We start from the raw sequence: 13,142 nt of genomic DNA on the forward strand, positions 1-13,142 counted from the left end.
GCCCGAGGGGGCGGAGGTCAGACGGCCGACTGGAACGCGGCGACCGAGACCCGCGCGGGTCCGCGGTCGGGGGTGCCGTGCGACACGACACGGGTGAGGGCACCGGACCTGAGACCGTCCGTACGAGCGGCGAGCCGCACCAAGGGGACCCGCTCCCCGGAGGTCGACTGCTTTCCCGGCTCGTCGGAGATGGTGGTGGTGGGCGTGTTCATGGACGAACCTCGATCTTCCGTGTGCCCGCTGGTCTGCGAATGGACAAGGAACGGTCCACGCAAGGCGGATATTACGGACATCCGGAGCGTCCCGCGCGCGAACACGCTCATGGGGGTGAACGACCCCGGAGCAGGGGTCGCAGGGCAGATATGAAACCACAACACAGCCCAACTGAGTTCCCCCCAATGTGAGTTGCGCATGCCAGTGCCCGCCTTCGGTCCTCCGCCTTCGAGGGGGCTGAGCGGTGACGATGAACCCGGAGTTGTTCCGGTAGGAAGACAAGGGGAACCCAGCCGGTTCCGTCCTCAAGATCTCTTTGTGAAGATTTTACTCTATTCGAGGATTTGAGGGGACGGCGGAGCCCCGCGCGCAATTCACCCGTCCGAGGCACGACTTCGCGCCCGCTTCAGCTGTGCCGGTGTTCAACAGCTCCCGCACAGCGTCCCCTCAAGGTCCTGACGGCCAGGGTTCCTAAGTTCCTGCCCATGACGGGAAACCACAGGAACTCCAGCATCACCCGGCGCCGCGCCCTCGCGGTGACCGGCGGGACGGTCGCGGCGGGCGGGCTCGCCGCCACCGGGTACCAGTCGGCGTTCGCCGACACCACCACGGAGACGACGGCCACCGCCTCGGCGGCCGGCACCGGCGCGTGCATGACGCTCATGTCGAGCGTCACCGAAGGTCCGTACTACCTCGACGGCGCCCTGGTCAGGAAGGACATCACCGAGGGCAAGAGCGGGGTTCCGCTGACGCTGCGGCTGACCGTCGTGGACGCCACCGACGGCTGCACCCCGGTCAAGGGCGCGGCCGTGGAGATCTGGCACTGCGACGCCTGGGGCTACTACTCCGGCTACACCACCGCCAACCCCGGCGGCTCGGCGCCCGCGGAGAGCGAGGACGGCTCGACCGCGAACGACGCCACCTACCTGCGCGGCTACCAGATCGCGAACGCCAACGGGGTGGTGAGGTTCGAGACGATCTTCCCGGGCTGGTACACCCCGCGCACCTGCCACATCCACGTGAAGGTGCACACCGGCGGCCAGAAGGAGGACGGCACCTACGAGGGCGGCAAGGTCAACTACACCGGCCAGCTGTTCTTCGACGACACGATCGCCGAGGAGATCTTCGCCCTGCAGCCGTACTCCCGGCACTCCGGCAGCTACACCACCCTCGGCAACGACATGGTCTACGACGGCGGCGGCGCCTCCAGCGGCCTGCTCACCCTCAAGGCCGTGCACAAGGCCGACCCGTCCAAGGGCTACAAGGGATCCATCACCTTCGCCATCGACCCGGACGCCGAGAACGCGGGCGCGGGCAGCGGCGGTGGCGGCGGGGGAGGCACACCCCCGAGCGGCGCCCCGACGGGCATGCCCCCGAGCGGCGCTCCGTCCGAAAACGCCAGTCCGTCGGCCTCCGCGTCCTCGTAAGGTACGGCCGTGAGCAGCCGCGAGGACGAGGCGCTGGCCCTGGCCGCCGTGGACGCGCTGACCGGTCAGCTGGCCCTGGCTCCCAAGCCGGGCCTGCCCGATCCGCGCGACCTCGGGGCCCGCGCCACGCGCAAGGACCACTGCTCCCTGCGCTGGTCGGCCAGGGCGCTCGCGCCCGGCCTCGCGGCGATGGCCGCAGCCGCCCGCCGCACCGGCGAGCCCAGCCCCGAACTGCGGGCGGAGCTGGGCGCGATCGGCCGGTGCACCGAGCACTCGGTGGGCCTGGCCGGCGGCGGCCACCGCGGTGCCCTGTGGACCCTCGGTCTGCTGGTCGCCGCGGCCGCCCTCGACCCGGGGGCGCGGTCCGCGGACGTGGCCACGGCCGCCAAGAAGATCGCCGCGCACCGCGACAGGCGGGCCCCGCGCCGGCCCTCCCGGGGCTCCTCGGTGTCCGCGAAGTACGGTGCGGCGGGCGCCCGGGGCGAGGCGCGGGCCGGATTCCCGCACGTACGGCGGGCGTTGGACGCGCTGGCCAGGTCCCGCACGGCGGGCGCCGACGAGTCCGAGGCCCGCCTGGACGCCCTGCTCACCGTGATGTCCACCCTCCAGGACACCGAACTCCTCTACACGGCGGGCCCTTTGGGACTGCGCCACGTCCAGGCGGGCGCCCGGGGGGTCCTGGAGGCGGGCGGTACGACGACGGAAGCGGGCCGAGAGGCCCTGCTCGCCCTCGACGCCGACCTCCACACGCGCGCGTGGAGCCCTCGCGGCAGCGCGGGGCTGCTCGCGGGGGCGCTGTTCGTGGACGCGCTTCCGGTGACGGCCGGGCCAAGGGCGGCCTGACACCAGCTAGTTCACGAGCACCGGTGCCTCGGCGTCCCTCCCGGGGGCGCTCCGCTCCGACACCCGGCCGGCGGCCCGCCTGGTCGCCGGCCCCATCGCGTACGACGCCACCAGCGTCGCCCCGCCGAGCAGCAGCCACCCCGGCGTGCCCCACTCCACGAGCAGCGTCGTCAGCACCAGCGGCCCCAGTGTCCGGGCCACCGTCACCCCGGTCCCGAAGAACCCCTGGTACTCGCCGACCCGCTCGGCCGGAGCCAGGTCGAAGGAGAGCTGCCAGGACCCGGCCGACTGCCCCATCTCGGCCACCACCTGCAACACCGCCCCGGCGACCAGCGCGCCCACGGCCACCCACGGCGAGGCCCCCGCCGACAGCGCGAACACCGCACAGGCAGCCAGCATGACCCACCCCGACCGCCGCACCGCGCGCGTGGCCGACGCGAGCCCGGTCACCCCGCGGGCCATCCGCACCTGGAACACCATCACGGCCCCGGTGTTGAGCACGAACAGCGCGGAGACCAGCCAGGTGGGAGCCGCGGTCCGCTCGGCGATCCACAGCGGGATCCCCAGGCTCAGCAGGGGCATCCGCAGCAGCAGCACGGTGTTCAGCAGGGTGATCACGGCGTACGGCCGGTCGCGCAGCACCCCGGAGCCGGGACGTTTCTCCACGGCCACGCGAGGCGCCACGGACGGCAGCCGCAGCAGCAGCCCCGCACACACCAGGAAGCTCACCGCGTCCACCGCGAACACCCCGAGATACGCGGCCCGCGTCCCGGCGTGCAGCGCCAGCCCCCCGAGTCCCGCGCCGACCGCAAGGCCGGCGTTGAGCGTCGCCTGGAGGTGGGCCAGCAGCCCGGTCCGCTCCCCGGCTGACACCAGCCCCGCGAGCAGCGCCTGCCGGGCCGCCGCGAGCCCCGACTGCGCCGAGGCGTAGGCACAGGCCGCCAGCACGAAGGGCACGAAATCCCGCACCACCAGGAAGGACGCCACCGCCAGCCCCGTCGCCAGCGCCAGCAGCACCGCCGTACCGCGTGCCCCGCGCCGGTCCGCCAGCCGGCCGAGCGGCACTCCCACCACCGACCCGACCGCCCATCCGACGGTCAGACCGAGCCCCACGCGTGCGGGGTCGAGCCCGACGACGTGTGTGAAGTAGAGCGCCGACGTCACGTAATAGGCGCCGTCCCCGACGGAGTTGCTCAACTGGGCTAGCGCCAGGACGCGTTGCGGCCCCGCGGGCGGGACGAGTGAGTTCGTCATGGAACCGACACTAGAAGGGCAGTGGGCCGCTCGACAGACCCACTGGAGGCCTCTGGGAGTGGCCCAATTCCAGGACCCGGACCAGGGCCTCCAGCGCCTCGGGATACGCCCCCTCCCGAGGAGTCCCGTATCCCACGACGAGCCCCTCGCGAGATCCCGCCGTGTGCCAGTGCTCCCGTAGCGACCCCACCGCGAGCCCCTCGGCCGCGGCCCGCGCCAGTACCGCCGTCTCGTCCCCGACCTCGACCAGCGCGTGCAGCCCGGCCGCGATCCCCTGGACCCGCCACCGCGCCCCCAGCCGCTCCACGAGCCGGTCCCTGCGCCGCCGGTATCTGAGCCGGCACGCGCGCACGTGACGGTCGTAGGCGTGACTGCGGATCAGCTCGGCGAGTGCCAGCTGCCCGATGGTCTCGGTGCTGTGGTCACTGTGCAGCTTGGCGTCGGCGACGGGTGCGACGAGGTGCGGCGGCAGCACCATCCAGCCGAGCCGGAGCGCGGGTCCGAGCGTCTTGGACGCCGTCCCCAGGTAGACGACCCGGCCCGGTGCCATCCCCTGGAGCGCTCCGACGGGCTGCCGGTCGTACCGGAACTCCCCGTCGTAGTCGTCCTCGACGACCAGCGCCCCACGCGCGCGTGCCCAGTCGGTCAGCGCCCGCCGCCGCGAGGGGTGCAGGGTCACGCCGGTCGGGTACTGGTGGGCGGGAGTGACGACGACGGCCGCGGGGTCCCCGAGAGCGTCGACCTCCACGCCCCGCTCGTCGACCGGCACCGGCACCACCCGTCCGCCACCGCGCCGTACGACCTCCCGGTGGAAGGGCAGCCCGGGGTCCTCCATGGCGATGTCCCCGCCCTCCAGAACTCGGGTGAGCAGCGCGAGCCCCTGCACGGCCCCGGAGGTGACGACGATCTGCTCGGGAGAGGCGACGACTCCCCGGGCCCGCCCGAGATACTCCGCGAGCGCGACCCGCAGCTCGATCCGGCCCAGGGGATCGCCGTAGTCGTACGCGGAGACCGGAGCGGTGGCGACGGCCCGCCGTACGGCCTTGAGCCAGGCCGCGGCGGGGAAGGCGCCGACGTCCGGGCTGCCGGGCCGCAGATCGAAAAGCGGTGCACGCGCGCGTGCACCGCTCCGCGAGGGTCCGGCGTCGGCGGCGGGCAGAGGAGCGACGACCGTGCCCGACCCCTGCCGGGCGGTCAGATACCCCTCGGCGATCAACTGGTCGTAGGCCGCCTTCACGGTCCCCCGCGAAACCCCCAGCTCCTCGGCGAGCCGCCGGGTGGCGGGCAGCCGGGCGCCGGGAGCGAGACGCCCTCCGCGAACGGCGTCGCGCAGGGCCCTCTCAAGCCCGGCACGACGACCGTCGACGGGGTCGGCTTCCAGATGCAGGTCCACCGATCCCACCTAGGGGCGCGGGGAACTGCGCGACCAGCCACGAACGACCCGCACCCGAAAGATCACCCCTTCAGGGAGGCCATCCACGCCTCGACCTCGTCGGACCGCCGCGGCAGCCCCGACGACAGATTCCGGTTCCCGTCGGCCGTCACCAGGATGTCGTCCTCGATCCGCACCCCGATACCCCGGTACTCCTCGGGCACGGTCAGATCGTCGGCCTGGAAGTACAGCCCGGGCTCGACGGTCAGCACCATCCCCGCCTCGAGGACCCCGTCCACGTACGACTCGACCCGCGCGGCAGCGCAGTCGTGGACGTCCATGCCCAGCATGTGCCCGGTCCCGTGCAGCGTCCAGCGCCGCTGGAGGCCCAGCTCCAGCACCCGCTCCACCGGCCCCTCGACCAGACCCCACTCCACGATCCGCTCGGCCAGCACCCGCTGGGCCGCGTCATGGAAGTCCCGGTACTTGGCACCCGGCTGCACGGCCGCGATGCCGGCCTCCTGGGCGTCGTACACGGCGTCGTAGATCTTCTTCTGGATCTCGCTGAAGCGGCCGTTGACCGGCAGCGTCCGCGTCACGTCGGCGGTGTAGTACGTGTGCGTCTCGACGCCCGCGTCGAGGAGCAGCAGGTCACCGGAGCGCACCGGCCCGTCGTTGCGCACCCAGTGCAGCGTGCACGCGTGCGGCCCCGCCGCGGCGATCGTGCCGTAGCCGACGTCGTTGCCCTCGACCCGCGCGCGGAGGAAGAAGGTGCCCTCGATGTAGCGCTCGGAGGTGGCCTCGGCCTTGTCGAGGACCTTCACCACGTCCTCGAAGCCCCGCACCGTGGAGTCGACGGCCTTCTGCAGCTCCCCGATCTCGAACTCGTCCTTGACCAGTCGCGCCTCGGACAGGAAGACCCGCAGCTCCTCGTCCCGCTCGGCGGTGACCTTGTCGGTGAGCGCGGCCTCGACGCCGGCGTCGTAGCCCCGTACGACCCGCACCGGGCCGGTGGCCTCGCGCAGCTTGTCGGCGATCTCCCGCACGTCGGAGACGGGGATGCCGTACAGCGTCCCGGCCTCGGTCAGCGAGTGCCGCCGCCCGACCCACAGCTCACCCTGGCCCGACAGCCAGAACTCACCGTTCTCGCGGTCGGAACGCGGCAGCAGGTACAGCGTGGCGGTGTGGCCGCCGGAGACGGGCTCCAGGACGAGCACGCCGTCCTCGGTCTGGTTGCCCGTGAGGTACGCGTACTCGACGGAGGCCCGGAAGGGGTACTCGGTGTCGTTGGAGCGGGTCTTCAGATTGCCCGCCGGGATCACCAGCCGCTCACCGGGGAAGCGCGCGGAGAGCGCCGCGCGGCGGGCCGCGGTCTCGGCGGCCTGCGCGATCGGCTCCAGGTCGTGCAGCTCGGTGTCGGCCCAGCCGGACTTCATGCTCTCGGCCAGCTCGTCGGAGACGCCCGGGTACAGGCCGTTCTTCCGCTTCTTGATCGGCTCTTCGGACTCATCTTCCGGGGTCGCCGGGGTGAGCTCTTCGGCCACGGTCATCCTCCTACGAAACGGCACTGGACCCCCTCCATCGTACGGTCGTACGGAAGGGGGCCCAGGGGCCTTGGGCCTGTTACACCCTGCTACACCGTGCTACTCGAAGTGTGCGGCGAGCAACACGACGTCCTCCTCGGAGTCCGCCTCGTCCAGACCCTCGGGCAGCACGGTCCGCAGCACGTGGTCGGCGACCGCGCCGGGGTCGCCGCGCAGCGCCTTCGGCACCCCGGCCGCCGCCGCGTGCAGACGGGCGAAGGCGCGGTCGGTGGGGTCCCCGGTGCGGTGCAGCAGCCCGTCGGTGTACAGCAGAACCGTCTCTCCCGGCTCGGCGCTCAGCTCCACGCTCGGCGCCTCCCAGCAGGCGAGCATGCCGAGCGGCGCGGACACGGACGTCTCCACGAACTCGGTGCGCCGCTCGCCGATCAGCAGCGGCGGACAGTGCCCGGCACCGGCCAGCGTGACCTTGCGCAGCGCGGGCTCGCAATAGGCGAACAGCGCGGTGGCGGAGCGGGCCGGCTCGGTCAACCGGAGCAGCAGTTCCAGGTCGGACAGGACCGCGACCGGGTCCTCGCCCTCCATCACGGCGTACGCCCTGAGGGAGGCTCTGAGGCGCCCCATCGCGGCGATCGCGCTCGGGCCGCTGCCGGTCACCGAACCGACCGCGAGTCCCAGCGCCGCGTCCGGCAGCGGCAGCGCGTCGTACCAGTCGCCGCCGCCGCGCGGACCGGTGCGGTGCCGGGCGGCGAGCCTGACGCCGGCGACCCGGGGGAGCCGGGACGGCAGCAGCTCCTCGGCCATCGTCGCCATGCACGCGCGGGTGCGCTCGACCTCGACGAGCCGGGCTAGGTGCTCGGTGGCACAGCGGACGTACAGGCCGACGAGGTGGCGCTGGCGCTCGGACGGTTCGGCGGGCTCGTCGTAGAGCCACACCGCGGCACCGAGGCGGCCGGCGTCGTCGGTGGACAGGGGCAGCGCGTAGCAGGCCGCGTAGCCGAGGCGGGCGGCCACCTCGCGGTGGCGCGGGTCGAGGCCGTCCTCGGCGAGCAGGTCGGGCTGGGCGATCTCGCCGTCGCCGCCCGGCAGCCCGTCGAGAATGCGGCCGTACGACATCGCGCTGCGCGGCACGGTCTCGATGTGCCCGAGATCGGCGCGGGCGAGTCCGAGGCCGATGGTGGTGTCGGGGCCGAGGCCGTCGCCCGGTTCGAGGACGACCAGTCCGCGCCGGGCCCCCACCAGGGCGGCTCCGGCCTGCAGGAATTCCTGGAGGGCTTCGGACAGGGCGGGTGTGCGGGCGAGGCGTTCGGTGAGTTCGTGCAGGGTCGTCAGGTCGGAGACCCAGCCGGCGAGCCGGTCCTGGAGGAGGGCGCCGGGTGCGTTCGGCGCGGGGACCGAAGAGGTGCCCGGGGCGGCAGGCGCGGGCGCGACAGTGTGTGCGGGTGCGGGAACCGTTGAATCGATTCCGGCCACTTTCGGAGCGTGAGGGGCGTTCATGGCGTCCGGCCTTCCGACCGGTGCGTATTGCTCAAAAGCATCGCAAACCCCCATGTCATTCTGCGCCGCTAGCAGTGTCTCCACATGTACACGCACTCGTGAGGGGATGTCCAGCATTGTCCTGCCGGGATTCCTGGTGTCCGTGGGTAACTGGTGGAGAGTGAGTTGCTGGGTAAAGTTGGCTAAAAACTGCCTCGGGTTACGGTGTATTGAGGTCGACTGGCCTTGCTCCACAGAGCGTCACAGCGGTCGTGATGGGTACGTACTCGGTAAGGGCCAGGGGTGGTGGACAGCCACCCGGAACCTGGTGACCGACCCGGGCGTCTTAACCACCGACGACCGAGCCCCATCCTCCCGTGGCGGAGGCGGAGAGAAATACGCGCGACGGCAAAACGCCAGACTTCGCCACCCCCCGCCACGCCCATGCTTTTGATAGACGCAGTATGGGGTTCCCCTTGTCTCGGACAAGGGTGTGATGCGCCAACAGGTACGCACAGTGAAGAGATCGACACATGGTGTGATGTGGTCCTCGGTGTTGCCAGCGGTGCAACGGAAAGGAACGAGCGCTCATGCGCGAGATCCTCGGAAGGCGACGCAGGCTCCTGTCCCAGCGCAGCGACGGAAGGCCTGAATTGATCAGCGCGGCCATGACCTTCGCGAAGGAATGGCAGTGGCCCGTACTCCCGGGTGTGGCACCGGACCCGGAGGGCCGGGCCCGTTGCGGATGCCCCGACCCGGAGTGCACGGTCCCCGGCGCCCACCCCTTCGACCCGGGTCTGCTCGCGGCCACCACGGACGAGCGCATGGTCCGCTGGTGGTGGACCAACCGCCCGGCCGCGCCGATCATCCTGGCCACCGGCGGCAGTGCCCCCTGCGCGGTCAGCCTGCCGGCCCTCCCGGCCGCCCGTGCCCTGGCCGCGCTCGACCGCGAGGGCATGCGCCTCGGACCGGTGATCGCCGCGCCGACCCGCTGGGCGATCCTCGTCAAGCCGTACTCCATGGAACAGCTGGGCGAGCTGCTGTACGCCCAGGACCACGTCCCCGGTTCGCTGCGCTTCCACGGCGAGGGCGGCTACCTCGCCCTGCCCCCGTCCGAGACCGGTCACGGCGACATCACCTGGGAGCGGGCTCCGCTGCCCGGCTCCGCCTCCCCGTGGGTCCCCGACGTCGAGGCCGTGGTGGACGCCGTGGTCGAGGCCCTCACTCGTACGGGTGTGAGCGCACCCGAGTTGTAGGGGTGTCGGGCGCGGGCAGAACCGGGTGCCCGCGCCGGGTCGTTATCGTCCGCTTCATGAACCTTCGTCTGCTCGCCCTGTCGGGCATCGTGGTGTGCGCGATCGCGCTGCCCCTGGCCGTGGCCTCCGCGGGACAGGTGGGCGACGGAGGCCGTACGGTCGTACGCGACCTCGTGCGTCCCGCGGAGCCTCCCGCCGTACGGTCTCCCGCGGGCCCTTCCGCTGAACGGCCTTCGGCGCATCCTTCCGCTGTACGGCCGTCCGACGACTACAAGGCGCCCCTCGCCGACTCCGGCCGCTCCCCGCTGCTGCTCGGCCTGGGCCTCGCCACCGCCGCGCGCTGCGGTCCCGAACTGACCTCCCCCGACGGCATCGAGGCGCAGACCTGTGTGCTCACGCAGGGCGAGGAGACCTGGGCGCGGACCTACTACCGCAATGCGACCGGCGCCGTGCTGGACGCCGCGCTCAGCTTCATGGGACCCGGCGGACACACGATGCAGCTGCGCTGCGCGGTCGGCGCGGGGGACGAGCCGGACAGCTGCGAGACACCCCGCGAACGCGTCCAGGGAGCACCGGCCGACTACACGGCGGTCGCGGAGTTCGCCCGGCGGGGCAGCGGACCACTGCTGCTGCGGACCGGGAGCAACTCCGGGGAAACCACGGGCAGTTGACGCACGGAGGCGTTCCGTAAAGCGGCCCGGGCACAGAAAGACCCGGTTGCTGGCGACGGGGGATGCACCAGCAACCGGGCTATTGGAACGGTAACAAGAGATCGCCCGTTCGCAAATTCGACCGCGCCGCTCCCTGGCTGATTCGGACACCGATTCGCCATCTCCTGAGGGGAGTTGTGGACGGAGCCGGCCGTTCGGTGAAGGTTCGGTGCGACTGACCGGCCGGTCAGCCGCACCGGTTTCGTCAACTCAGCGTGACCTGGCGGTTGGTGAGGCCGCCACGGGCGCGGCGCTCGTCGGCGGTCAGCGGTGCGTCCGTGGCCAGAGCACCCGCGAGACGCTCGGCGAACTCGGCGGCCGGCTTCTCGACGTCCTCCGCGGTGACCCCGCTCGGCAGGTCCCACACCGGGACGGTGAGGCCGTGGGCACGGAAGGAACCGACGAGCCGGGTGCCCTCGCCGAGGCTCGACTTCCCGGCCGCGTGCAGTCGCGCGAGCGCGTCCAGAAGTTGCTCCTCGGGGTGCGGCATCACCCAGCGCAGGTGGTTCTTGTCCGGAGTCTCGCACCAGTAGGCGGCGTCGACACCGGTCAGCCGGACCGTCGGGATGGCCGCCGCGTTGGCCCGCTCCAGGGAGGCGGTCACCTCGGGCGTGGCGTTCTCCGCGTCCGGGACCCAGAACTCGAAGCCCTCGTGCACAACTGGCTCGAACGCGCCTTCGGGATCGAGCAGATCCTGCAGCCGCGGACCGTCGGCGGGGGCGCGCCGGCCCTCGACCGGGGTGCCCGGAGCCGCGGTGAGCGCGCGCTGGAGGGTGTCGGCGAGGTCGCGGCTGATGTCGCCCGATGCCGTGTCGTTCTGCAGGCCGATCAGTACCGAGCCGTCGTCGCGGCGCAGGGCGGGCCAGGCCATCGGCAGGACCGTGGCCAGCGTGACCGACGGGACGCCTTCGGGGAGGCCGCTCCTGAGGGTCAGCCCGACCGTGGCGGCGGGGACCAGCTCGCGCAGGGCCACCCAGTCGCCCTCGCCGGCGAGGCCCTCGAACGGGCGGTGCACCAGCTCGGTCGCGGCCTGCGCGGCGGCCCGGCCGTGGCAGGCCTTGTAGCGGCGGCCGCTTCCGCACGGGCAGGGTTCGCGGGCGCCGACGACCGGGACCTCGCCATCCGTGATCTGCGGGCGCTTGGCCTTCGTCTGGGGTCGCTTCTTGGCCATCGTGGCTGTCTCCCGGTTACGGCTCGTCTCGTACGGGCGCGAGCCTAGCCGCTTGCGACTTGGCCGACGGGAGCCTGTGGACAACCACCGGGGTGTCCTGCTCGGACGCCCGGTCCCGGTCGCCTCAGCCGAGATCGTCGAACGCGTCCGAGAAGTCCAGGTCGGGTACCGCCACCGACGGTGCCACGACCCGCGTGGCGAAGTCGCTCCGCCGGCAGCCGGCGTCCGGATCGTGAACGTCCGCGTGGACGATCACCCAGACCGTGACCTCGCCCCGGGCGTCGTCCCTGACGCCCCAGTCGTCGGCCAGCGCGGTGATGATGTTGAGCCCGCGGCCGCCGTGCGCGGTGACCGAGGGGGTGGCCGGAGCCGGGCGGGTGGGTCCGCCGCCGTCCGTCACCTCGACCGTGAGCCTGCCTCCCGCGTCCACCCGCCAGGCGGCGCGGACGTCGCCGTCCCCGGCCAGGGCGTCGCCCAGCGGCCGGCCGTGCTTGCACGCGTTGCTCAAGAGTTCGGAAAGAATCAGTACGGCGTCGTCGATGACCGATTCCGCCACGCCACCCCTGCGCAGTTGCACGCGCATACGGTGTCGCGCTTCCCCCACGCCCGCAGGGCCATGGGGTACGGCCATGCTCGACGACGTGGGCACCTCCTGTGCCACCACCAACGCCACCCCCGAGACCTCCTTCGCCCCACGCCACGGAGTGGATGCCCCATTGGCCTGTACCGGAAACCGGCCAATCACGTTCCGCTGACGCATTCGTCACGATCGAACACGCACCGAACGCGCCGGGGCACACCCTGTGACGGAGGCGACGTCAGCGGCCCAGTCGGTCGAGCACCGCGCGCGGGCGGTTGGTGATGATGGCGTCGACGCCCAGCTCCACGCAGAGGTCCACGTCCTCGGGCTCGTTCACGGTCCACACGTGCACCTGGTGACCCGCCCGCTTCAGGCGTTCGATGTAGCCGGGGTGGTTGCGCACGATCCGGATCGAGGGTCCCGCGATCCGCACCCCCGCGGGCAGCCGGCCGTCCCGCAGCCGGGGCGAGACGAACTGCAGCAGGTAGACGGTCGGCAGGGTCGGCGAGGCGGCACGCACGCGATGCAGTGACCGGGCCGAGAAACTCATGACCCTGATCGGCGACTCCGCAGCGGAGGCGGGGGCGTCCAGGCCGAACCGCTTCAGCAGCGCCAGCAGCCGCTCCTCGACCTGTCCCGCCCAGCGCGTCGGGTGCTTCGTCTCGATGGCCATCTCGACCCGCCGCCCCGCGTCGGCGACGAGTTCGAGCAGCCGCTCCAGGGTCAGGACGGAGGTGTCCTCCCGGTCCTCGGGCCGGAAGACCCAGTCCGGCTCCTCGTCGCGGGTGCGCCAGAACTCCCGTGTCCTGCGCGAGCCGAAGTCCAGGGCGGCGAGGTCGGCGAGCTCCAGGGCCGAGACCGCTCCGCGGCCGTTGGACGTACGGTTGACCCGTCGGTCGTGGACGCACACGAGATGGCCGTCGGCCGTGAGGCGTACATCGCATTCGAGGGCGTCCGCGCCGTCCTCGATGGCCTTGCGGTACGCGGCGAGCGTGTGCTCGGGAGCGTCTTCCGAGGCTCCGCGGTGGGCGACGACTTGAGTCAGCTGCTGCCGTGCGTGGGTCACCGCGTCATGGTGCCACCGCTCGGGGGTACGCGTGCGAACGGAGGCATATGTATTGCGCCTCATTTGTCTTGCATGGCCTATATAAAGAGCAGCCGCAGACCCACAGGCACCGCTTATGGTGCCCTGACGGCCCGTGGGAAAAGCTGACGGCATACAAAAGGACATGCACAGCTGACGCACGCCGGACACGAAAGCGGCACTGGCCGAGCGTGCCCGAGTGCGACCGACAACCG

Annotated in this window: 12 protein-coding genes; 4 read left to right on the plus strand and 8 right to left on the minus strand. The window is 72.1% G+C overall.

From position 1 onward, the window contains the following. Positions 1–17: 17 nt before the first annotated feature. Positions 18–212, minus strand: coding sequence for an FxSxx-COOH cyclophane-containing RiPP peptide (gene fxsA, locus RKD20_RS22640; protein WP_424879312.1), 195 nt, complete (start codon positions 210–212; stop codon positions 18–20). A gap of 486 nt (positions 213–698) precedes the next feature. Here fxsA and RKD20_RS22645 point away from each other — a divergent pair, with 486 nt between their 5' ends. Together RKD20_RS22645 and RKD20_RS22650 are read left to right on the plus strand one after the other, a co-directional pair. Beyond that, complete coding sequence (locus RKD20_RS22645; RefSeq protein WP_424879313.1) at positions 699–1,640, plus strand: intradiol ring-cleavage dioxygenase; 942 nt, start codon at positions 699–701, stop codon at positions 1,638–1,640. A gap of 9 nt (positions 1,641–1,649) precedes the next feature. Then, positions 1,650–2,483 (plus strand): triphosphoribosyl-dephospho-CoA synthase, encoded by an 834-nt coding sequence (locus RKD20_RS22650; RefSeq protein WP_424879314.1) that lies wholly within the window; start codon positions 1,650–1,652, stop codon positions 2,481–2,483. A gap of 6 nt (positions 2,484–2,489) precedes the next feature. On the opposite strand, the gene RKD20_RS22655 is transcribed toward RKD20_RS22650, so the two are convergent. The 4 genes from RKD20_RS22655 to RKD20_RS22670 form a co-directional block, all read right to left on the minus strand. After that, positions 2,490–3,737: an MFS transporter gene (locus RKD20_RS22655; protein WP_424879315.1), complete on the minus strand. Its 1,248-nt coding sequence runs from the start codon at positions 3,735–3,737 to the stop codon at positions 2,490–2,492. 10 nt (positions 3,738–3,747) lie between these two features. Beyond that, on the minus strand, positions 3,748–5,130 hold the full coding sequence (locus RKD20_RS22660; RefSeq protein WP_424879316.1) for a PLP-dependent aminotransferase family protein: 1,383 nt from the start codon (positions 5,128–5,130) through the stop codon (positions 3,748–3,750). Between the two features lie 62 nt (positions 5,131–5,192). Next, positions 5,193–6,653, minus strand: a complete 1,461-nt coding sequence (locus RKD20_RS22665) for an aminopeptidase P family protein (protein ID WP_424883291.1) — start codon at positions 6,651–6,653, stop codon at positions 5,193–5,195. A 99-nt stretch (positions 6,654–6,752) separates the two neighbouring features. After that, positions 6,753–8,264 (minus strand): PP2C family protein-serine/threonine phosphatase, encoded by a 1,512-nt coding sequence (locus tag RKD20_RS22670; protein WP_424879317.1) that lies wholly within the window; start codon positions 8,262–8,264, stop codon positions 6,753–6,755. A gap of 452 nt (positions 8,265–8,716) precedes the next feature. Between RKD20_RS22670 and RKD20_RS22675 the strand changes: the two genes are divergently transcribed. Next, entirely contained in the window at positions 8,717–9,382 is a 666-nt protein-coding gene (locus RKD20_RS22675) for a bifunctional DNA primase/polymerase (RefSeq protein WP_424879318.1), read from the plus strand. A 56-nt stretch (positions 9,383–9,438) separates the two neighbouring features. Further along, entirely contained in the window at positions 9,439–10,053 is a 615-nt protein-coding gene (locus RKD20_RS22680) for a hypothetical protein (protein ID WP_424879319.1), read from the plus strand. 244 nt (positions 10,054–10,297) lie between these two features. Here the strand turns inward: RKD20_RS22680 and RKD20_RS22685 are convergent, their stop codons facing one another. The 3 genes from RKD20_RS22685 to RKD20_RS22695 all read right to left on the minus strand — a co-directional run bounded on the left by RKD20_RS22685 (position 10,298) and on the right by RKD20_RS22695 (position 12,909). Next, entirely contained in the window at positions 10,298–11,263 is a 966-nt protein-coding gene (locus RKD20_RS22685; protein ID WP_020119581.1) for a DUF5926 family protein, read from the minus strand. A 124-nt stretch (positions 11,264–11,387) separates the two neighbouring features. Beyond that, positions 11,388–12,023: an ATP-binding protein gene (locus RKD20_RS22690; RefSeq protein ID WP_424879320.1), complete on the minus strand. Its 636-nt coding sequence runs from the start codon at positions 12,021–12,023 to the stop codon at positions 11,388–11,390. A 58-nt stretch (positions 12,024–12,081) separates the two neighbouring features. Beyond that, positions 12,082–12,909 carry a glycerophosphodiester phosphodiesterase gene (locus tag RKD20_RS22695; protein WP_031050749.1) on the minus strand — a complete coding sequence of 276 codons (828 nt, stop codon included), beginning with the start codon at positions 12,907–12,909 and terminating at the stop codon, positions 12,082–12,084. Between the last annotated feature and the right edge of the window lie 233 nt (positions 12,910–13,142).

This window comes from Streptomyces sp. SLBN-8D4 (genome assembly GCF_049739545.1).
Taxonomy (GTDB): Bacteria; Actinomycetota; Actinomycetes; order Streptomycetales; family Streptomycetaceae; genus Streptomyces; species Streptomyces canus_C.